A 20,222-nucleotide genomic window follows, 5' to 3' on the forward strand; every position below is an offset into this window, starting at 1 on the left:
GCCCTACTGGATATGCCTTTCCGCAAACCTCGGCTGTTCCTGGCTGACAAGGGATACGATGGCGATGCAGTGCGCCAAAGCCTGCTGCTGGCTGGCATCAGCCCTGTCATTCCGCCAAAGTCAAACCGCAGGGAACCGATACCTTGCGACTTCCGGGCCTACAAGGACAGGAACCGGATCGAGCGCATGTTCAACAAGGTCAAACAGTTCCGCAGGATCGCTACACGATACGATAAAACCAAAGCGTCCTTCGAAGCTTTCCTCAATCTCGCGGCTGCACGTCTCTGGCTACGAAACTTTGTCAACAGAGCCTAGGGTGATACTGTCGGGGAACTCGCCAAAGGCAACCAGTCCGGCCAATATGGCCCATACCAAACTGGAGTAGTTGAACGGAGAAATTTTTGACGCATCCCCAAACGAGAAGGCTTTGATAACCGCATAGTGACCGAGTCCTGACAAGGTGCCGATGAGCAAGATTAACAGCCAACCTCAAGGTTGGGCGCCTTCCAAAAGAACGGTACGATGAGCGATGAGAGCACGCCTCCGACGAGCGCGGTGCAGTACAGCACCGTGGAGGGCTCATCATAACGGTTGGCGTAGCGGGCAGCGATATGTCCGAGAGAGTAGATGACGGTTGTAGCTAGGGCAATAAGTGAGCCCAGCTGCAACACGCCAAAACCTGGTTTGACGATCAAAACAGCGCCTACACACGCTAAAGAAATTGCAGCCCATTGGGTTCTGTTCACACTCTCCCCTAGCAGGGGTACAGAAAAAGCCGTGACCAACATCGGGCCCAATAGGCCGATGGCGTGCATATTTGCCACAGGTATCAACTGCAGCGTTGCCACGCTACCGATGCTGGTTAGAAACACGATAATTGCACGCAGATACGTTGCTTTCGGGTTTTTCGGGCGCACGAATTTCGGTACCTTCGGGGGGAGCACCAAAGTCATGAGAACCAGATGAATAAACAGTCGTGCCCAGACAACTTGGAGCACCGGGTAAGTTTGAGTTAGGTGACGTGCAACAGTGTCAGTGCAGACAAACAAGAGCATGCCGCAGACCAACCAAACAATTCCATAGCGGACCCGATTTTCAGGGGCGCCTTCCGTAGCGACAGCACTCATAGTGAAGTTTCCCAAGAAGCAAGCAAGGGGCGACTGTTGCCCCTTGCCATTGGTTGAAATGACGAAATTCGCTCTAGTCGTCTTCATCCTCGATGGTCATACCTATGAGATCGAAATCCTCAAAGCTCACAACCACCTCATAGTCATCGATGATGTTTGGATACTTGATCTTCACAGCGGAGGTTGTCGCATCATAGATCCAGCCGGTGTCAGCGTCTGCCCACTTCTTACGATCCAAGAACTGTTGGATGCGGTTGCCATTGACGGTGACCCAGAAAGCACCCTTTTCTTCGTTGATTACTTCAAGGACAATTTCTTTGATGGCGCTCTGGTAGGTCCCTTCCTTTCGGAAATTGAGGATGGTCTGGTCCCCTGCTGTCAGTTCCACATGTGTCTTTAGGTAAGTGCCGGACTTAAACTCGTTGGTCTTTCCGTCATCTTCATAGAGCGTGGAGGTGTTGTCCCTGCGTGGCGCAATGATGAGATTGAGATGTTCTATCTCTTCCTTGGCGATGGAGAACAGCCCGGTAGTGGTAGGGACGATTGCATTGTCGCGCAGGAACATGGGAATGGAGTTCATATCGACGTCCAGCTCAATTTCTTGCCCGCCCTTGTAGCGCTTGCGCGTGGACCAGTCGTACCAGTCAGAGCCCTCTGGCAAATAAACCTTGTGTCGATTTACGCCCTTTTCGACCACGTTGGCCACCATGATGGATGGTCCAAACATGAATTGCACACCCTCATTGTCGATTGTGCCATCCTGTTGGAATTCATAGACAAGAGGACGCATGATTGGCGAGCCAACATCATGAGCTTCATACATGAGAGAGTACAGGTAAGGCACCAACTGATAGCGCAATTGAATGGCTTCCCTGATGGTGCCTGTATATTGCTCGTACATCCACGGCTCTGTCACCGTATTGTTGGTGTTGCAGGAGTGGATTGAAAAGCGCGGCATGAAGATGCCGTTTTGTACCCATCGCACGAGCAGTTCTGCTTCAGGGGATGGTCCCTGAAAGCCGCCAACGTCTGAGCCTTGGTTCGCAACACCGGATAGACCCATGCCAAGGATAGTGGCGATGTTGTATTTTAAAGTCTTCCATTGCGACGGGTTGTCGCCAGCCCATGTCTGCGCGTAACGCTGGATACCCGGACCACCTGACCGGCAAATAACATAGGGACGCTCATTTGGTGTTGTTTCGGCAACGGCGACGTGGCTCATCCTGGACATGAGGTTTGGCAGGATTGCCTTAACTTCACCAACTGGTCGGGGCTTTCCGTCCCCATCAACCTGCGCGAGATGATCGGACAGATCGTATTCGCAGTTGTCATTCCAGATCGACGAGGTGCCATAGCAGGTCAGATTTTTCACGATCATCTGTTTCCAGATTTCTCGACCTTTCTCATTGGTGAAATCTAAAAATGACCCTGGGCCACCCCACCACCGGTCTACATAGGTATCCGACCCATCCTGGGTTTTTATAAAGGCATCGCCGTTCTTGAACTCATCGTAATACGGATGGGTGCATAGTATTCCCGGTTTGATGTTGGGCGACACCATGACCCCTTTCTCCTTCATGCGTGCAAAGAAGCCTGCAGGGTCCGGAAAGCGTTTGGTGTTCCAAGTGAAAAAGTAGCGCAGGCCGTCTGCCCCGACAGTGTAGCCTGATGAGAGCTGGAACCCGTCAACTGGGATACCTTCTTCGAAATTCTTGTCGATGAAGCCGATGATTTCATCGTCGCAGTTCTCAGGCAGCTCGGAGTAATACATTGTCGAGCCAAGATATCCTAGTGAGTACTTCGGTGGCATGACTGTTTTGCCGGTCAAGTCGGTGTAACGTTTCACCACTGATGCCAGGTCCGGGCCATTAATGAAGAAGAGATCGATGTCTCCACCGTCAGCGGTCCAATAGCTATAGTGGTGCCAATAGTTGGAGTGCTCTCCGCCCATGTCGAACTCAGATTGCCACAGATTGTGGTAGAACAGGCCTACAGCCTGTCGGTTCGCACCTTTCAGCTTGATGTAAAACGGGATGTGTTTGTAGAGACAGTTTTGACTTTCCGCGTCGTATCCAAGTGCATCCTTTGGAGCCATGCGCACTCGTCGGCCATGCTTGTCGAGGCAGCCAGAAGTCTCGACAAAACCATAGTATCGGTCATCGATCTCCCGTTCCACGTAGTGGTAAACTCGTCCCAAGTGATCCTTGGCGAAGGACTTCTCCTTGAGGTCCTTATGTAGAAGGTTTCCCTCTTTATCGGTAATTTCAATGCCGAACGGATCTTTGGTGATCGACATATTCACTGTGCCCGTGGAGAAGATGTAACGCTTCTTTCTTTCCTCCACATTAGGCGTAATCGGCGTCACTCGTGTCCGCTCGTCTTTCAAAAAATCATCCAGATGATCGTCCCAGGCAGTCATTGTCAGGACATAAGATGCTTCTTCGAAGGTGCCATCAAACGAGGCCCGAATACGAATGATATCATCGGTCAAGAATACCAGTCGAACTGTTGGCCCATCCGTGATGAGGTCAACGTGTTCTGGCGCCCTTTTCACATCAAGAAGTTTTTTCGCCGTGATCATTTCAAATCTCCCGTTGCGTGCGGAGGAGCCGATAGCCGGCCCATGCCTTGTTTGTTTGCGTTAGAGTAGTCCCAAAAGCTTCGGTAGGCCGGTAGTGATTGCAGGCACATAAGTGACTAGCATCAGCGCTGCGATGAGGACTGCAAAGAATGGAAGCAGAGGCTTGAAAACTTGTTCGATTGTCACGCCGCCCACGCTACAGCCAACGAACAGTACCGCGCCAACGGGTGGTGTCATGTTTCCGATGCCGAGGTTGAAAATCATCATCAGGCCAAAATGCACGGGATCCATTCCAAGCTCAGTGGCAATTGGCAGGAAGATCGGAGTAAAAATCAACACGGCCGGTGTCAGGTCCATAAAGGTGCCAACGAGCAGTAGACAGACATTCATGATGAGAAAAATCACGATGGGGCTGTCGAATTGCATAAGGCTCTCTGCGATTACATCCGGAATACTTGTGATGGCCATGACATAGGACATAATGCCGGACGCTGCGATCAGAAACAGGATTGACGCGCTCATGACGACGGTAGATCGCAGAACCTCAACATATTCCTCCCAGGATGCCATGCGATAAACTAGCGACAGCAGGAAGGAATACACCGCAGCGACCGCTGCACCTTCAGTTGCGGTGAATACGCCTGCCACAATACCGCCTATCACGATGACGACCATCATCAAGCTGGGCAACGCATCTAGTGCGATTTTTACGCCCTCAGAGAAGCTTGACCGTGGCGCTAGTGGATACCCTGCCCTCTTGGCGATGACAAAGGCCACAATCATGATGGACAGACCCATCAAGATGCCGGGACCGTAGCCACCTATGAACAGCGCGGAGATGGAGGTGCCCCCTGACACAAGTGAGAACAGAATAAGCGGACCACTTGGTGGGATAAGAATGCCACAAGGGGCACTGGCAATATTGACCGCTGCAGAGAAAGATGGATCGTAACCTTCTTTTTCTTGCAAGGGGGCCATTGTACCGCCTACGGCTGCAGCTGCAGCAATTCCCGACCCAGAGATGGAACCAAACAGCATGTTTGCGATGACGTTGGTGTGCGCCAAAGACCCTGGAAGACGGCCGCTGACCAGCTTTGACAGATTGACCAGACGGATGGCGATGCCGCCCTTGTTCATGAGGTTGCCAGAGAGAATGAAGAAGGGAATTGCCAACAATGTAAAGCTGTCAATGCCTGCAAACATCTTCTGTGTTGCGACAAAGTAAGCCGTGTCAGCGGGCATGAAGAACAAGGCCGTGAGGATTGAGGAGACGGCGATGCCGACAGAGATTGGTACGCCGGTGATGAGGAAAGCGAAGAACAGTCCAAACAGAGACAGAGCTGCGAACAGTGCTTCGTCCATAAAGCTGAAGATAATGTCCATGATCGATGCTCGCTCAGCGCTCGCCTGCTTCGAATTCGCGGTCTTTGCCGGTGAACTCGAGAATGGCGTTTATTCCCTGAAGGATGAAAACCAGTACCGCGGTAATTGGAAGGATCAGATAGACCTGTCCCATGGCTAGCCGCATGATTGGCGAGAACTGCGTCATGGTTGAATCCACGGCTCGCATGCCGCCCAGAAAGAGGATGAAGTAGGCAAAAAACAGGACTACCAGATTGTTGAAGAGGACTATCGCCTTTCGGCGCCACCCTGTCAGGGCATCACGAAAATACGTTAGAGCAAGATGTTGTTTGATGCCGAAGGCGTAGGCCGAGCCGAGAAGAGCCATCCAAATCATGGAAAAGCGAAGAAGCTCTTCTGTGAAAAGCGCAGGTTGCTGGAGCACGTAGCGGGTGAAGACTTGCCAGACCGCCAAACCAACAAGGATGACCAGCATGACAGAGGTTATTACCGCGAGCGCCCTTTCGAGAGTTCTTTTTATCGTGAAAAGCATAGTCGACCTCCCTAGTCGGCCGAAGACAACTCATTGCTTGGACTTTTGCTCAAAGCGCTGAGATATCTTCCTAATGCTTATTGCTCTAGATGGAAAAAAGGGCGGCACCAGATAGCACCTGAAGCCGCCCATTTTGAATGATACGCCGGTTTATTGTGCCGCCAGGATTTCACCGACCAGAGTGTCGATCGCCGGGTCCTTACGGTATTCATCGTAAAGTGGCATGACCGCTTTGCGGAAGGCATCCTTTTCGGGATAGGAAATCTGAACGTTCAGCTTTTCTTCTGCCTCTACAACAGCCTTGGCGACAGCCGCCTGCCATACTTCCTTGTGAAACGCGGTGGCATTGCGGGCTGCTTCGCGAACAATTGCTTCCTGCTCGTCACTGAGCTTTTCCAGGCTCTTGTTGGAGATGACCAGAAAGTCAGGGATGCGCCCGTGTTCGTCAAAGGAGTAATATTTGACCACTTCACCGTGACGCCCAAGCGTCAACGCGGTTGGATTGTTTTCGGCGCCGTCAATAACGCCTTGCTGCAGTGCAGTGTAGATCTCGCCATAAGCCAGAGGCGTGGGTGTGCCGCCCATTAGCTCAACCATGCGAATTGAGGTATGGCTGTTCATGACGCGGATCTTTTGTCCCTTCAAATCATCCGGGTGATTGATGGGCTTTTCTTTGGTGTAGAAACTGCGTGCGCCCCCATCAAAGAACGTCAGGCCTACAAAGCCGCTATCTGCGGATGCTTGATAAATTTTATCGGCGACCGGTCCCTCCATGACCTGGTAGAATGCTTCTTCGCTTTCAAACAGGTACGGAAGCGTGAAGGCTTGGTAGACGGGATTGAAGTTTTCCAGCGAGGACGCCCCCACGCGTGTCATGTCAACCGCCCCATTCTGGAGCTGTTCCAATACCTCACGTTCCGAGCCAAGAACGCCGTTCAAAAACAGTTTGATTTTGACTTCGCCATCAGTCTTTTCCGCTACTTCTTCTGCGAAATGCTGCAGCGCCTGACTTGTGGGATGATCTGCGGCCAGATTATGCGCCAATTTCATGCGAATAGTTGCATTCGCATTGCCGGCGACCATCGCCATTGTGGCTGCTGCAGCCAAAGTGCAAAGCGTTCTTTTCATGATTTTTCTCCCAATGCGGCATCCCGGATAGGTTGTGTCTTTGCTTGATCTCCCCGAGGGGTTTTAAAGCTCACGCCGTCCACGGTTTACCGGTAGCTCCAAATGATTGCCAGTTCACGGTATCAAAACGTTTAGATTCTTCAAGTACGTAATGAGGCGTATAAGATCGCCGGTGTATATCACTAATAAGCGCAGATATCGGCTATTTATTGAGGCGTAAGTGTTTTTCTTTATTGCTTGTACGGCTTATTTCAAACTAAGTGTATTGAAACGTTTAGATTGAATTTCGTCGATTGAGTGGAATGTGGTAGGTCTGTGCCAATTCATTCAATCAAAGGAAGGTACGTACGATGGCCACCATGCGCGACGTTGCAAAAGCCGCTGGCGTTTCAATTGCAACAGTCTCTGCTGTCATTAACAAAACCACGAAGGTGAGCGCTGAGCTCACTCAGCGGGTTAATGATGCCATCAAAGAGGTCGGGTATCGGCCGAATGGCGTTGCGCGCAGTTTGAAGATGGGTGCGACTCCAACTATCGCCTGCATTCTGCCGGGTATTACAAACCCGGTTTTTGCAGAGATGGCACAGACAATAGAAAGCGAAGCCAACAAAAAAGGTTATGCCGTATTTGTTTGCAACGCTCTGGAAGATAACGCTCTTCAAGACAAGTATCTACAATTCGCAAGTTCAATGCGGCCAGTGGGCGGAATTATAATTCCGGCGGCCGGATCAGAAATCGATGTTGAGGCCATTCAACGAGAAATTGGTGTTCCCTTTGTGGTGCTTGACCGTGCTGCACCGGATACCAAAGCCGATAGCATTGTAGTCGACAACTATGACGCCGCATTCAATGCTGTTAACTATCTGATTTCATTAGGACACAAGCGAATTGGCGCGATAGCGTCGTTTCCGTACAGCTTTACCTCTCGAGACCGAATTCGTGGTTATCGAAGTGCCATGGAGCAATCAGGGCTCGATACCACCGGATTGGTAAGAGAAAACTGCTCAACAGTCGAACGGGCCCAATCTGCGGTCTTTGAGTTGATGTCGTCGCAGAACCCACCAACCGCGTTGTTCGCGACTTTCGATCACGCAGGTTTGGGAATTGTGAAAGCGCTCAATCGGCTTGATTTGCGCATGCCCGATGAAGTCTCCGTAATAACCTTCGACGGCGGCGCATGGGCAGAGGCAATCAATCCAAACGTTACATCAGTTCGTCAGCCGGCCACGCAAATGGGTTCAGAAGCGGTTCGCCTCCTTTTGGAGCGAATTGATGCAACTGAACCCATGTCACACCGCCGGCTGATGCTGCCAACCGAGTTTATTGTTCGAGGGTCCTGCGCACCTCTTTTCAGCTAAGCCGTTAGGATAGCTACAGCCTGCGCCGGTCCCCTGTCTTTGGGAGTTTAAAATGAGAAGAAAAGTCGCGATCTACTGGCCGGGTGAATATGTCAGTGCCCCAAACGAGCTGGCGCGGCCGCAGGTTGAAGAATCTACCCGGCAAATGGAAAAGGCCCTAAAAACACTGGGCATGAACCCATATCGTGTTGGCGATTTTATTGACCGCCCGCACAAGGGCATCGAAATGTTGGGTAACATTGATGACCCGATGATTGGCATTCATTGCCACTGGGTTTGGGGGTCTCATGTTGTTGACGGGGTTGTTGGCAAGGATAACCCCTTGCTGCTGGCCAGTAACTTTAATCGAAAGTGGCCAGGGCTCGTTGGTATGCTCAATACCTGCGCTTGTCTGGAAAGTGTTGATCGGCCCTACAGCCGTATCTGGACTGATGCAGCGGATTGGTCGGAAAATGATGAATTCATGGCGCGTCTGGAAGAATGGGCGACTACAGGGCGTATTCACTACCCTGAAGACGACTTGTCCTTTAGTGCGCCGATCAGTCCCGCCGCGCATGAGATCGCGCTCAAAACTGCCGAGGACATTCGTCGGCGTCGCATCATGATGATGATGCTGGGTGATACTTCGCAGGGTATGGTCAACTCCTATTTCGGCACTCGTCTCCTCACCAAATATGGCTTTACAGAAAACAAAGTGGATCAGGCCTGGGTGATCGAATGGGGCAAGAACGTCTCGGAAGCGCGTATCGATGCGGCCCTGCAGTTCGTCAAAGACAAGGGTGTGACATTCCACTGGGAAGAAGAAGAGCTTGACGGCGGTGACTTCAGGGAAGAGCACACCCGTGAGCAACTGCGCGACTATCTTGCTGTTTTGGATATGGCGAATGAGTTTAAGGCCGATTGCATGGGGTGGCAGTTCCAGATTGGCCTTCTTGGCCTGCGTCCGGCCTCTGATTTTGCTGAGGGACTTTTGAACTCTCAATGCCGACCAGAAGGCAATGGTGATACCATCGTGTGTGCCACTGAGGCAGACCAAGGCAATGCCATGCCTGCTGAACTATTAAAGCGTTTATTGAAGGGCAAAGGCCTAAACCAGTCTGTTTTCATGCACGACACCCGTTGGGCTGGCGAGCACGATGGTCGCACCGTATGGATGTTGTGCAACTCCGGCAACGGAGGCGCGTACGCCTATAATCATAATCCGGACAGTCTTGAAGGGGTGCACTCTTATCGTCAGGTCCGTCGCAAGTTTAAAATCCCTGGCGGTACCTTTGCAGGCTATGCGCTTCCAGGCGAAATTACCTGGGCGCGTACGTTCTTGAAGAATGGCGAGTTATGGATGGATATTGGCCGTGGTGAAGTTGTCGACATCCCGGAAGACAAGCGTCAGGAATGGTGGAATGGCGCAACCCCGCAATGGCCGCTCATTACCGCTTATTTAGGTGTCGAGCGTGATACCATCATGGCACATTACATGAGTAACCACATCGCCCTTTGTTACGGCGATGTCTTTGAGGAAATGGTAGCTTTGAGCCAGGAACTTGGCTTTAAAGTTCGCATTTTCGGTCAGAACGCTTAAGGCAGGAGAGACTGAAATGCGCAATCCAATCGGAACCCATATTCAGGTCTGGAGTGCAACGTGGTCGGCGGACGATGTCCGCCGTACTGCCGAGAAAGCATCCGACTGTGGCTATGATTATCTCGAGCTTCCTGTTCGCGATCCACATTCTCTGGAAATTGAGGGTATCGCAAAGGCTTTGCAGGACAATAATATGTTCTGCTGTACACCATTTCTGCACACCAAAGAAACAGACATCGGGAGTGAAGACAAGAGCATTGCGGCCAAGGGCGAGGCTTTGATGCTCGATGCACTAAGCGCGGCCCGAGACATGGGTTCAAAACACATCACCGGCCCCTCCCACACTTGTCTTGCCAAGCACGACGTCATGCGTAGCGATGCCGGTCGACGCAACGCTATTGAGGTGTTGCAACGGGTTGCTGAACGCGCAAGTGAGATGGGGCTCTCTCTGAACTTTGAGTGTCTGAACAGATATGAGAGTAACTTCTCTACGACTTGTGCAGAAGCATTGGAGATGATTGAAGCTATAGGCCGGGATAATTGCTTTGTGCATCTGGATACCTTTCATATGAATATCGAGGAGCCAGATCCCGTTGCAGCCATCAAGCGCGCCGGCGATCGCTTGGGCTACTTCCATTTGGCGGATAACTATCGCGGCTATCTGGGCACCGGGTCAATCGACTTCCAGTCCATCTTTCGTGCACTGCGTGATGTGAACTACGAGGGGCCGATTGCGCTGGAAGTATTCTCGTCTGCTATCACAAATCCGGTGCACTCCGCACGGCTGGCAATCTGGCGCGATACCTGGTCCGACAGCATCGACATGGCGCAACACGCCATGCAGTTCATTCGATGCCAGATGGATACCGCGGATCGCCGTATCGATGCGGCCCTTCAAACTGAAGTAGCGAGGTAAGGAGGTGCTGGTTGCGGAACACAGCCCCCTTTCATGCCCGTCATCTGTATTCATGGGGGATCAGATGACGGGCCTCCTGCTTCTAATCTCTTTTTGAAGACTAGTGTGATGTTGAAAACCGTCAGCCCAGTTCTGTCACCTGAAATCCTTTATGTATTCGCTCGCATGGGTCATGGTGACGAAGTTGTCATTTCTGATGCGAACTTTCCTGCTGCTTCGCGCGGAATTGAGTGCATCGAGGCTCCCGGTATTACGGTATCGGACCTCTTGCACGCATCATTACCCTTGTTTCCTCTGGATTACCGCTTCAAATGTCCTGCTTTCAGCATGTCGTCTAAAGAGGACACATTGGAGCTGTCTGAGGCAGCATGGGACTATAAGAAAATTATTCAGAAACATGAAGGAGATGGTGTCGGTGTCGCGCCCCTGCTCCGCCAAGATTTCTATGATCGCGCCTTGAACGCGTTCTGCGTGATCCGTACGGGAGATCGTCGCCGATTTGCCAACATTATCCTACGTAAAGGCGTGGTCTAGTGCCCTTCATGGCGGGCGAAGCGCGCGGCTTCGTCTATGTCGACCGCTTGTTTTTCAAAATGGCGGTTGACCTGCGACTGACATTTCTATAGTTCATGAAATAAAGAAATAATAACGCAGTTGGGTTGTGCCTAAACGCGTGAGCCCCATCAGTTCAACTTTGGCGTCGTGTCGAGGCGTTTTTTTGTTTTGTGCGCTACCCGTCGGCGAATTCGTTTTGAAAGATGTCCTTTTGTTCGTTTCAACGAAAAGACGCGGAGGCTTCCGACGAAGTGAAATAGTACCAATGGCGGAATGTTCACGGCTGCTTTCCCAACACACGACACAGAGGAGACCACGGTTGGCGGATCCCAGACCCGATTGTTTCAAAACAATTGATGAAAATGAGCTGTTCCCAAGTTCGCGCGCGCGTCATGCGCCGCGTATCCTTATTCTTTATGGTTCTTTGCGAAAGCGAAGCTATTCAAGATTTGCCGCGGAAGAGGCCGGACGCATCCTGACCTCCCTAGGCGCGGAGGTGAGGTTCTTTCACCCCAACGACCTGCCTTTGCCGGATTCTGTGAGTGATGAACATCCAAAGGTGCAGGAGTTACGGGAGTTGGTGATGTGGAGCGAGGGTATGGTGTGGTGCAGCCCTGAGCGACACGGAGCAATGACCGCGATCATGAAAGCTCAGATAGATTGGATTCCTCTATCCCTTGGCAGCGTAAGACCGACGCAGGGCAAAACACTGGCTGTTATGCAGGTATGTGGGGGAAGTCAGAGCTTCAATGCGGTCAATCAGCTTCGAATACTGGGACGCTGGATGCGCTTGCTCACCATTCCGAACCAGTCCTCTGTGCCCAGAGCATGGGATGAGTTTGATCAGGACGGTCGCATGAAGCCTTCTGCTTACTACAACCGGATTGTGGATGTGATGGAGGAACTGGTCAAGTTTACTCTCCTGACCCGGGACAGTCACGCGTACTTGGTGAACCGGTACTCAGAGCGCGTGGAAAGTCATGCCGAGTTGTCGGCACGGGTAAATCAGAGCTCCGCTACGTGACAGGCTAGCCCCAGCCACATGGTGCCGGGGCTTGGCGTTCAGCATGGACGGCGATCATTGAAACGAGGCTTTATTGGGCCGTTAGCCAACCTTCGAGCTTGGCGACCTCTGGCAAGCCTCCGGTATGAACAAGGTTGCCGTCAATCTCGATGCCCGGTGTGGACATGACACCGGCCATGGCGATTGATTTCGCGTCAGTAATCTTTTCGATTGTAACCTCGACACCAAGCTGACTTGCTGTGTCGTGGACCATCTGTTCAGCGGTCTCGCAACGTTTACAGCCGGGACCATAGACTTTGACATTCTTCATGCAATGTTCCTTCAGATTATTAAGTTGAACAGAAAACCAGTGGCAAGAATGCCTGCCGACACAACAGCTATGAAGATTGCGATCAGTCGGTAGGTAAGCACTTGCTTTAGAATTATCATCTCGGGTAGTGAAAGCGCGATCACGCTCATCATGAATGCGAGCGTAGTGCCGAGTGCAGCCCCTTTGCCGAGCAGTGCCTCAACGATCGGTATAACGCCTGCTGCGTTCGTGTACATTGGCACTCCCACCCCGACTGCAGCAGGGACAGACCACCACGTTTCCCCGCCCATGATCTGCAGCATCAGTGTTTCGGGGACATAGCCGTGGATTAAAGCGCCAATCAAGATACCAACAACGACCCATAACCAGACCTTGCCGACGATCTCTTGCACCTGAGTTGCCCCGATCTTAAGGCGGTCTGCGAAAGTGAGCCTAGCGTCAGGTACGTCTCCAACTGGAGCTGTGTTTAGCTCGCGTACCCAGTCTTGCAGGTAGCGCTCCAAGTTCATTTTGCCCAGAACAAAGCCAGCCACAGTGGCAATGGAAAAGCCGAACACGAGATAAATTGTGGCAATCTTCCAGCCCACCAGACCGTAAAGCAGCCCAAGTCCTACCGGTCCTACCATGGGGCCGGCGATAAGAAAGGAAAAGGTTACACCAAGCGGGATGCCCGCTGAGACGAAACCTATAAACAGAGGAACCGACGAGCACGAGCAAAATGGCGTCAGCACACCAAGCGCGGCGGCCAGTGGATACCCCCATACTTGACGCTTGCCAGCAAGGATAGCCCGCGTCTTCTCGGGACTGAACCAACTGCGGAGCACGCCAGTGACGAACACGATTGCGATGAGAAGCATAAGTACTTTGGGAACGTCATATACAAAGAATGCTATAGCTTCACCAGCGTGGCTGTCCCGTTCAACCGGGAAGAGCTTTGTCACCCATTCAGAAAAAATAACCAGCTGTCCATAAAGAATAAACCAGATCAATGCGCCGACGGGAAGGCTGGAATACCACGCCCATACTGGCATCCCTCGTGGAACTTGCTGTCCCCTTGTGTTGGTAGTCATGCAGTTTTCCTTTGGGTGGCCTTTTCTGCTGCCAAAACCGCGTCGATCACCGCTGCAAGTTCAGGTGCCAATTCCGGATTCCGTCGATAACGCACCCATTGTGCGTCCCGGCGGTCAATCACGAGACCGGCTTCACGTAATGCTTTCATGTGCCTGGACATACGGCTCTGGCTGGCTTCCAGCCGCGCCATCAGCTCACAGACACAATGCTCACCACCATCCCAAATGATGGCAAGGGCGTCACGGCGGATTGGTTCAGATATTGCGTTCAGTATCTCTTGCATGTTGATAGGAATATGCATCAAACCGCATATGCGCCTTGACGCATATCAAGTGCTGTAGAAATATCTGGCCGATTGTTTGTGGAGTTCATCGCCTGGAAACATGCAGATAGGCCTGTGGATTTACGAGGCCCAAAAAAACGCGTCGTACATCCAACGGCATGAAGTTGTGCCACCTTGCTTGTTTGCATGAAAAGTGACGGGAGCGAACGGTCGTTGGCAGTGATTTTTTGAAAGCACTCACAATGCGCATTCGCACATGCTGTTGAACCGCTGATTATCGCAACGCTTCAAAAGGCGGCGTCCACTCTACGTAAATGCGGAGCTGTACATTGCTGTCGCACCGCATCCAAAATGACGATTAATGGAAAACGTTAATGCTATTCTGCGGCCACATGGGCGGCAGGGGCGATTTCTTGTGCGGCATTGAGGAGGATTTGAAGGCCTTCGTGAATTTGGGTATCTGGTGTTGTCAGTGGGGCCAGCACTTTAACCACTTCATCGTGTGCGCCTGACGTCTCAATAATTAGCCCATCCTTGAAGGCTCGGCGACATATTGCTGAAGCTATATTTCCTGAACCAACGTCTAAGCCAAGCATCATGCCTTTGCCTTTTAGACGTGCGCCAGGGATGGTCTCAGCAATTCGCTTCAATCCGGTCGTCACGATTTGGGAACGTCGGTTGATGTCGTGTTGAAAGCTGTCGTTGCTCCAGAATTTCTCTATCGCGATGCGAGCTGTAACAAATGCGTGGGTGTTACCGCGAAACGTGCCATTGTGCTCTGCGGGCCCCAGAATGTCATGTTTTGGCCTCACCAACACGAGCCCCATGGGTAACCCAAATCCTGAGATCGATTTGGCAAGGGTAACAATGTCAGGAGATACGCCCATCTCCTCAAAAGAGAAGAAAGGGCCTGTGCGCCCACAGCCGGCTTGAACATCATCAATAACGAGAAGCGCTCCGTGCGTTCGAGCAAGTTCAGCGACCCCTCGCAACCAGTGATCGCTGGCTACATTCAACCCGCCTTCTCCCTGCACAGTCTCGAGCAGGATCGCTGCGGGTGCATCAAGCCCGGATGACGGGTCTTGGAGCAGTCGTTCAAGTAACTCCAGAGATGCAGCGCCGTTAACGTAACCGTCAAATGGTAACCGTGAAATGCCACTCAGGGTGGCTCCCGCACCCGCGCGATGGTAACTGTTTCCAGTCGCGGCCAGTGCACCCAGCGTCATGCCGTGAAAGCCGTTGGTAAAGGCAATCACATTGCTGCGCCCAGTAACCTTGCGGGCGATTTTTAAAGCTGCTTCTACAGCGTTTGAGCCTGTAGGCCCTGTAAACATGACCTTGTGATCGAGATTCCGAGATTTTAAGATACAATTTTCAAATGCTGTAATGAAGTCAGCCTTAGCCTGAGTATGCAGGTCAAGACCATGGGTGATCCCATTCCCGCTAATGTGCTCGATCAGAGCAGCCTTCATGTCCGGGTCATTGTGTCCATAGTTCAGAGCTGAACACCCAGCAAGAAAATCAATAAAACGCTGCCCTTTTGTGTCCCATAACTCTGAGCCTTGAGCAGTCGTGAAGATGGCATCAAATGTGCGACAGTAGCTTCGCACTTTAGATTCTCGACGCGAGAAAATGGTTTCAATTTCGGTCGTCTTGGACATAACTCAGTTCCTGTGTTGAATTAGATCGTGGGGCCACAGGATATGTCTTATATTTGGGGCGCCTGTTTCAGGACGTGCTTTGATCATCCATTTAGAAAATTAGATAATATTACAGGAGATCTTGAGCATCTGTACTCGTGTCTAATATGTTGACACCGTTTCTCACCCAATTATTGTCAAGACTATCAGTCTTTTTTTCTTGCAGTTTCATAGCTTCAGCACTCGAAACTACTGTGCTGCAACCTTCGCCGGTGGGTAAGCTCCGTCTTCGTCGTGGTCCTCTCGTCCGGTCACTGGTGGATTGAATACGCAAATGGCACGAAAGGTTGTGAGCGGACGAAGCGTGTGGCGATCGTGCTTGTCGAGTAGATACATATCTCCTGGGCGGATCATATGTACTTCGCCTGTGTCTCTGTTTGTGAGCTCACACTCACCTTCAACACACAATACAGCTTCAAAATGGTGCTTGTACCAAAGATCTGTCACCGTTCCCGGGTAAACTGTGGTCTCATGGAGCGAAAAACCTACCTTGTCGTCTTCAAGTATAAGGCGCTTACTACGCCAGGTGCCCAGTGCTCCCTTGATATCTCTATCTGTATCGGTGATCCCCTCTAAAGATCTTATGATCATTTTCTTCTCCCAGTTTTGTTGAGTTTTGCATATTCGTCTCAAGCAGCGTCTTTTACGGATACCAAGAAGCTCGAGTATCCACCCACTGTCTCGAAATCCTTGATGTCGAGTTCTTCCGGATCCACATGGAAGCCCAGCATGTCTTCCAATTCCATGAGGGTTTCAAGCATGCTCATGGAATCGAGATGAAACTCACTGAAGAGGTTCATTTCATCGGATAATGGTGGGATCTGCTCTTCAAGAACTGAAGCTAGAGCTTTTCGGAGTTGCTCTCTTGCCTCCTGCTGCGTCAAGGGCTTGTCAAGCATAGGTTTCTATCCCCTCTGTAGTGGTCTTTTTCGCCCTTTCAGCCTCCATCAGGCTGATTAGTGCTTTTCGGTCGTATTTGTTATTTGCAGTCCTCGGCATGTCGTCGATGAACCGCACTTTCTCGGGTAGCTTGTGGCGTTCGAGCCGGTTTGCGAGAAATGGCAGAAGGTCAAACTCTCCACTTGGAGCGCATACAAACAGCGTCGCGGCACGGTTTTTCGCGGGAGGCACCATGACAGCGTGATGGACTTCTGGTGCTTCAGTTGCAGCGGCTTCGATTTCTGAGCAGCTGACACGAAAGCCTCTTATTTTGAAGATATCATCCCGGCGACCTTGGCAATAAAGGTAACCTTCTTCGTCCATCCATCCGTAATCACCGCTGTGAAGGCGTGGTAGCGTTGCGTGTTGCTTTCGGTATGTTTGCTGAGTCAGGTCGTCGTCTTTCCAGTACCCGGCCATCATGTTGGCGCCATACACCACGAACTCACCTACCTCACCTGCTGGCAAAGGAGTGCCGGTGTCGTCTACAACTTCGACACGCGTGCCTCGCAGTGGCTTTCCGCAGGTTCCCGGCCTTTGCAAGTCACCGTCTACCGGCGTAATGCTGACGCGCTTGCATTCGGTAAGCCCGTACATGAGTTGGAAACCCAGGTTCGGAAGCGCAGTGCGTAGAGTCTTGATTGACTCTGGTGAGGGTGCCCCGCCGGTATTCGTTATGAGCCGCAATTTTGGTAGACCACTTGGCTTGCGTTTGGACATCACGGCCAACGCATCTATCATCGGAGGAACCGCAGGCAGGACGTGCGCTTCACTATTCTTAAGCGCTTTGAAAAGCCCGAGGCCACCGACTTCCGGATCATCCAGCCAAAGTGATGCGCCGCTCTCAATCGCGAGAAAGACCTGATAGAGGCCGTAGTCGAACGACAATGGCAATGCACAAAAAATCCGGTCTCCGACTCTGTAGTCAAGTGCTTCAGCGATCGCGCCGATGGAGAATGTCATTTGCCTATGCAGGCAGGTTACGCCTTTGGGACGACCGGTGGAACCTGAGGTGTAGATCATGCAGGCGAGATCTTCAGAAACGATATCAGGATCAAACTTTGTCAGCTGCGTCTGAACTACCTTAGACGGACGGTGCTCCAAGGGGTTCGGGAGATTTTGTCGTTTGTTGCCATCGCGGGCAATCCATTTCCCGGCGACGTGAGAGATTACCAAACGTGCCTCGGAATTTCCTTCGATATAGGCCAGTTGTTCTGGAGGTGTAGAAGGATGAACTGGTACAAAACACCCACCCACCGCGCTAATGGCATAGATGAGTACGACCGAAATGGGATCGTTTTTGGCTTGAATGATTATTCGGTCCCCGCGCTCAACACCTTGTTCGGATAACCAGATAGCCATTGCGTGGGCGCGCTCGGCCAACTCGGACAAGGATAGCGACACGCTATCGGTTTCGATGGCGATGCGTTCTGGCTCTGTAGTTGCGGCACGATCAAGACGTTCATGTAGTAAAGCCATAGTCACACCCCAACTTTCTTGCTGCGGTTCGGCATAGGCACGACGATCAGACCACGTGCGGTTGCTACCCGTTCCGGGGGATGAACGGCTTCAACAGATGATGACCCCGAGTTTGTGGACCTTACAGTGCGCAAAGCCTCTACTTCTACGAAACGACGTAGCCTTTTTTGTCGGGTCACGCGCGCTCGGACAGTGATGAAATCGCCTGGCCGTGTTGGCCGAAGAAACTCGACGCTTTCCCAGTTTTGCAAAAGGCTTTCATCTCCATCTTGCACGGCGGCCAAACCGGTTACTGCATCTCCAAATAGTTTCAGGATGTGAGCTCCATCCACAATGCCGCCACCATAATGCGCATCTGAGGCTGAAAGCCGGACTGAGATTGTGAACTCCTTGTTTTGCGGAGGAAGGGGTAAGTCCCCAGGAAGTCTGTAGGCGGCGATAATATCGTTTACCTCGTCACCAGCACGCACGAGGTGCAGATCTCCACCATCAAGAAGAACTTCATTTGGATAGCCATGGCTTAGAAATCCTGTCGGTGAGGCGCTGGGGCCATATGCTCCTGAGCAAATGATCGCCAGCACATCACCTTCTTTAACGTCGCCTATGCTGGTTTTCCGAGCAATGGTGTCGCTGGGTGTGCAAAGAGGGCCTGTCAAAGTTGTTTTTTGCGATGTTTCTGAAGCATCCCGACTAAGATTCACAATAGGGAATGAACGTTTTGCAAATCCACCTACGCCTACAGCAGCCATGTGGAGGTTCGTACCTCCGTCGGCTATAGCAAAGTGCTCCCCACGCGAAACCTTGGTGTATCGCACTGTTGTCAGAAGAGCACCGCACCCGGCCGACAAGTAACGCCCAAGTTCTATTATGATGCGCGTGGACGGATTGTTGCGTTTGAAACTTGCAACTGCAGAATTTATACCGTTGGCTAATTTTTGTATGTCGAGAGGGGATTCATTGTCGAAGTATGGCACACCAAATCCACCTCCAACATCTACAACCTCTATCGGAGTGCCGAGTGTCTTGGACAGGCGCTCCGACATATCCAATATCTTCTCTGTATTCTCGATGATTGGCTCGGCTTCCAGATATCGTGTGCCCATGTAAACATGGAAACCCATAACCCGGACGAGTGGAAGCGCGCTCAAGGTGTCCCGCAGATCAGGTACCTGTTCTATATCAATCCCGAACTGACGTGGTTTCCCGCTCATTGTCAGTCCTGATCCGCCGGTTTTAAAATCCGGATTGATCCGAAGCATGACATTAATAGGATGTCGTGCGCTCAGTTCCCCCGCTTGCTCATTGATGATTTCCAGCTCTCGGCTGGATTCTGCAACAATCGCAAATATACCAAACCTGATGCAGTCGGAGATTTCCTCGGTGCTTTTTGCCGGCCCTACAAAAATGATGTCATTTGGATTGATGCCAACACGAATTGCCGTATGAAGTTCGGCCAGCGATGAAACCTCTGCGCCAGCTCCGCAAGACCTAAGGCAGTCCACAATCGCTGCGTTAGGGTTCGCCTTCAACGAGTAAAGCAGGTCAACAGATGAATCTATTTTGCCACGCAGGTCATTGAAGTTTTGTCGAATGTAGTCAGCGCTGTATACGAAGGCTGGCGTGCCGTATTTCTCTACTATATCCTTGGCTACTTGCTCACCAGGTACCCAGCCGCCGTTTTGATCATGGAGGTTGAAGGTCATGCCATGGCCTCCTTGCGAGATGCAGCAATTGAAAGCCGCGGCGCACGTTCTATTCTTGCGTCCTGCGGCAGACAAATACGCATGAGCATTTCATCGTGATGTTGATCATCTTCAGTCGATAACAAACTGCCTGGATACAATAATTCTTCTTCAACCCGTCCGTTCAGGCGTTTTGCCAAGGATTTCATCAGAACGCGTATTGGTTTGTTGTCATTGTCAACCGAGGCTTCGATCTTGGTGGCACCGTTGTCGATTTCTCTCCGAACCGCAAAATCAATCATGTCGACGCCCAGCCCAGCTACACCATGTCGATGTTTGGTTGCTGTCTGCCAAAGAAAGTATGTATCAGGATGAGTTGGGGATCTGAATCCAGTTAGAAAGCCAATGACTTCTTCGTCACGGATCGCGACGACGGAATGGGGCGCAAAGTGTGAACACCATAACGCATAGGCATACTTGCTGTTTCGATCCAGCCGCGGAGTGCTGTCAACAAGACGAATGATGTCTTTAGCATGAGACAGACTAGGACTTTTGAACTGAATATTACTCAAGGAACTTCCCTTTCCTGAATTACA

At 51.5% G+C, this 20,222-nt stretch carries 21 protein-coding genes; 6 read left to right on the forward strand and 15 right to left on the reverse strand.

What is annotated here, in order from left to right:
* The coding region (locus G512_RS0109720; RefSeq protein WP_051269190.1) for an IS5/IS1182 family transposase at window positions 1–315 on the forward strand (315 nt) is incomplete at its 5' end.
* Here G512_RS0109720 and G512_RS23160 read toward each other — a convergent pair.
* The 6 genes from G512_RS23160 to G512_RS20635 form a co-directional block, all read right to left on the reverse strand.
* On the reverse strand, window positions 289–474 hold the full coding sequence (locus tag G512_RS23160) for a hypothetical protein (RefSeq protein WP_456095380.1): 186 nt from the start codon (window positions 472–474) through the stop codon (window positions 289–291). The genes G512_RS0109720 and G512_RS23160 overlap by 27 nt on opposite strands.
* 2 nt (window positions 475–476) lie before the next feature.
* Window positions 477–1,127, reverse strand: a complete 651-nt coding sequence (locus tag G512_RS20630) for a DMT family transporter (protein ID WP_162143371.1) — start codon at window positions 1,125–1,127, stop codon at window positions 477–479.
* 73 nt (window positions 1,128–1,200) lie between these two features.
* Window positions 1,201–3,708: a glycoside hydrolase family 31 protein gene (locus G512_RS0109730; RefSeq protein ID WP_036489377.1), complete on the reverse strand. Its 2,508-nt coding sequence runs from the start codon at window positions 3,706–3,708 to the stop codon at window positions 1,201–1,203.
* Window positions 3,709–3,768: 60 nt separating this feature from the next.
* Window positions 3,769–5,091 carry a TRAP transporter large permease gene (locus G512_RS0109735; RefSeq protein WP_208974989.1) on the reverse strand — a complete coding sequence of 441 codons (1,323 nt, stop codon included), beginning with the start codon at window positions 5,089–5,091 and terminating at the stop codon, window positions 3,769–3,771.
* Window positions 5,092–5,104: 13 nt separating this feature from the next.
* Window positions 5,105–5,602, reverse strand: a complete 498-nt coding sequence (locus G512_RS0109740; protein ID WP_036489380.1) for a TRAP transporter small permease — start codon at window positions 5,600–5,602, stop codon at window positions 5,105–5,107.
* A 150-nt stretch (window positions 5,603–5,752) separates the two neighbouring features.
* A complete protein-coding gene (locus G512_RS20635; RefSeq protein ID WP_036489384.1) occupies window positions 5,753–6,730 on the reverse strand; it encodes a TRAP transporter substrate-binding protein in 978 nt (325 codons plus the stop codon).
* A 350-nt stretch (window positions 6,731–7,080) separates the two neighbouring features.
* Between G512_RS20635 and G512_RS0109750 the strand changes: the two genes are divergently transcribed.
* From G512_RS0109750 to arsH, 5 genes are all read left to right on the forward strand, one after another.
* Complete coding sequence (locus tag G512_RS0109750; protein ID WP_028481555.1) at window positions 7,081–8,088, forward strand: LacI family DNA-binding transcriptional regulator; 1,008 nt, start codon at window positions 7,081–7,083, stop codon at window positions 8,086–8,088.
* A 52-nt stretch (window positions 8,089–8,140) separates the two neighbouring features.
* Window positions 8,141–9,667 carry a fucose isomerase gene (locus G512_RS0109755; protein ID WP_028481556.1) on the forward strand — a complete coding sequence of 509 codons (1,527 nt, stop codon included), beginning with the start codon at window positions 8,141–8,143 and terminating at the stop codon, window positions 9,665–9,667.
* Between the two features lie 16 nt (window positions 9,668–9,683).
* Window positions 9,684–10,583 carry a sugar phosphate isomerase/epimerase family protein gene (locus G512_RS0109760; protein WP_028481557.1) on the forward strand — a complete coding sequence of 300 codons (900 nt, stop codon included), beginning with the start codon at window positions 9,684–9,686 and terminating at the stop codon, window positions 10,581–10,583.
* A 108-nt stretch (window positions 10,584–10,691) separates the two neighbouring features.
* Entirely contained in the window at window positions 10,692–11,117 is a 426-nt protein-coding gene (locus G512_RS0109765; protein WP_028481558.1) for an RbsD/FucU family protein, read from the forward strand.
* Window positions 11,118–11,403: 286 nt separating this feature from the next.
* Window positions 11,404–12,162: an arsenical resistance protein ArsH gene (gene arsH, locus G512_RS0109775; protein ID WP_081657439.1), complete on the forward strand. Its 759-nt coding sequence runs from the start codon at window positions 11,404–11,406 to the stop codon at window positions 12,160–12,162.
* Window positions 12,163–12,232: 70 nt separating this feature from the next.
* On the opposite strand, the gene G512_RS0109780 is transcribed toward arsH, so the two are convergent.
* From G512_RS0109780 to G512_RS20650, 9 genes are all read right to left on the reverse strand, one after another.
* On the reverse strand, window positions 12,233–12,472 hold the full coding sequence (locus G512_RS0109780; RefSeq protein WP_028481560.1) for a thioredoxin family protein: 240 nt from the start codon (window positions 12,470–12,472) through the stop codon (window positions 12,233–12,235).
* An 11-nt stretch (window positions 12,473–12,483) separates the two neighbouring features.
* Window positions 12,484–13,542 (reverse strand): permease, encoded by a 1,059-nt coding sequence (locus G512_RS0109785; RefSeq protein WP_028481561.1) that lies wholly within the window; start codon window positions 13,540–13,542, stop codon window positions 12,484–12,486.
* The gene (locus G512_RS0109790; protein WP_228130496.1) at window positions 13,539–13,844 is read right to left on the reverse strand and encodes an ArsR/SmtB family transcription factor; all 306 of its coding nucleotides are present in this window, start codon (window positions 13,842–13,844) and stop codon (window positions 13,539–13,541) included. The genes G512_RS0109785 and G512_RS0109790 overlap by 4 nt, the downstream gene beginning before the upstream one ends.
* Before the next feature lie 359 nt (window positions 13,845–14,203).
* The gene (ectB, locus tag G512_RS0109795; RefSeq protein ID WP_028481563.1) at window positions 14,204–15,487 is read right to left on the reverse strand and encodes a diaminobutyrate--2-oxoglutarate transaminase; all 1,284 of its coding nucleotides are present in this window, start codon (window positions 15,485–15,487) and stop codon (window positions 14,204–14,206) included.
* A gap of 228 nt (window positions 15,488–15,715) precedes the next feature.
* Window positions 15,716–16,117, reverse strand: a complete 402-nt coding sequence (locus G512_RS0109800) for an ectoine synthase (protein ID WP_028481564.1) — start codon at window positions 16,115–16,117, stop codon at window positions 15,716–15,718.
* Between the two features lie 38 nt (window positions 16,118–16,155).
* On the reverse strand, window positions 16,156–16,425 hold the full coding sequence (locus G512_RS20640; protein WP_073833029.1) for an acyl carrier protein: 270 nt from the start codon (window positions 16,423–16,425) through the stop codon (window positions 16,156–16,158).
* Window positions 16,418–17,944 carry a class I adenylate-forming enzyme family protein gene (locus G512_RS0109810; RefSeq protein ID WP_028481565.1) on the reverse strand — a complete coding sequence of 509 codons (1,527 nt, stop codon included), beginning with the start codon at window positions 17,942–17,944 and terminating at the stop codon, window positions 16,418–16,420. The genes G512_RS20640 and G512_RS0109810 overlap by 8 nt, the downstream gene beginning before the upstream one ends.
* A 2-nt stretch (window positions 17,945–17,946) precedes the next feature.
* A complete protein-coding gene (locus G512_RS20645) occupies window positions 17,947–19,647 on the reverse strand; it encodes a hotdog domain-containing protein (protein WP_073833027.1) in 1,701 nt (566 codons plus the stop codon).
* A complete protein-coding gene (locus tag G512_RS20650; RefSeq protein ID WP_051269193.1) occupies window positions 19,644–20,198 on the reverse strand; it encodes a GNAT family N-acetyltransferase in 555 nt (184 codons plus the stop codon). Before G512_RS20650 ends, G512_RS20645 begins: the two co-directional genes overlap by 4 nt.
* Between the last annotated feature and the right edge of the window lie 24 nt (window positions 20,199–20,222).

It is taken from the genome of Pseudovibrio exalbescens DSM 16456, assembly GCF_000422785.1.
Lineage (GTDB): Bacteria > Pseudomonadota > Alphaproteobacteria > Rhizobiales > Stappiaceae > Pseudovibrio > Pseudovibrio exalbescens.

Coding starts and splice junctions, on each gene's coding strand:
- G512_RS20630 (WP_162143371.1), bottom strand. CDS start 1,127: ATGAGTGCTGTCGCTACGGAAGGCGCCCCTGAAAATCGGGTCCGCTAT.
- G512_RS0109730 (WP_036489377.1), bottom strand. CDS start 3,708: ATGATCACGGCGAAAAAACTTCTTGATGTGAAAAGGGCGCCAGAACAC.
- G512_RS0109735 (WP_208974989.1), bottom strand. CDS start 5,091: ATGGACATTATCTTCAGCTTTATGGACGAAGCACTGTTCGCAGCTCTG.
- G512_RS0109740 (WP_036489380.1), bottom strand. CDS start 5,602: ATGCTTTTCACGATAAAAAGAACTCTCGAAAGGGCGCTCGCGGTAATA.
- G512_RS20635 (WP_036489384.1), bottom strand. CDS start 6,730: ATGAAAAGAACGCTTTGCACTTTGGCTGCAGCAGCCACAATGGCGATG.
- G512_RS0109750 (WP_028481555.1), top strand. CDS start 7,081: ATGGCCACCATGCGCGACGTTGCAAAAGCCGCTGGCGTTTCAATTGCA.
- G512_RS0109755 (WP_028481556.1), top strand. CDS start 8,141: ATGAGAAGAAAAGTCGCGATCTACTGGCCGGGTGAATATGTCAGTGCC.
- G512_RS0109760 (WP_028481557.1), top strand. CDS start 9,684: ATGCGCAATCCAATCGGAACCCATATTCAGGTCTGGAGTGCAACGTGG.
- G512_RS0109765 (WP_028481558.1), top strand. CDS start 10,692: ATGTTGAAAACCGTCAGCCCAGTTCTGTCACCTGAAATCCTTTATGTA.
- arsH (WP_081657439.1), top strand. CDS start 11,404: ATGGCGGAATGTTCACGGCTGCTTTCCCAACACACGACACAGAGGAGA.
- G512_RS0109780 (WP_028481560.1), bottom strand. CDS start 12,472: ATGAAGAATGTCAAAGTCTATGGTCCCGGCTGTAAACGTTGCGAGACC.
- G512_RS0109785 (WP_028481561.1), bottom strand. CDS start 13,542: ATGACTACCAACACAAGGGGACAGCAAGTTCCACGAGGGATGCCAGTA.
- G512_RS0109790 (WP_228130496.1), bottom strand. CDS start 13,844: ATGCATATTCCTATCAACATGCAAGAGATACTGAACGCAATATCTGAA.
- ectB (WP_028481563.1), bottom strand. CDS start 15,487: ATGTCCAAGACGACCGAAATTGAAACCATTTTCTCGCGTCGAGAATCT.
- G512_RS0109800 (WP_028481564.1), bottom strand. CDS start 16,117: ATGATCATAAGATCTTTAGAGGGGATCACCGATACAGATAGAGATATC.
- G512_RS20640 (WP_073833029.1), bottom strand. CDS start 16,425: ATGCTTGACAAGCCCTTGACGCAGCAGGAGGCAAGAGAGCAACTCCGA.
- G512_RS0109810 (WP_028481565.1), bottom strand. CDS start 17,944: ATGGCTTTACTACATGAACGTCTTGATCGTGCCGCAACTACAGAGCCA.
- G512_RS20645 (WP_073833027.1), bottom strand. CDS start 19,647: ATGACCTTCAACCTCCATGATCAAAACGGCGGCTGGGTACCTGGTGAG.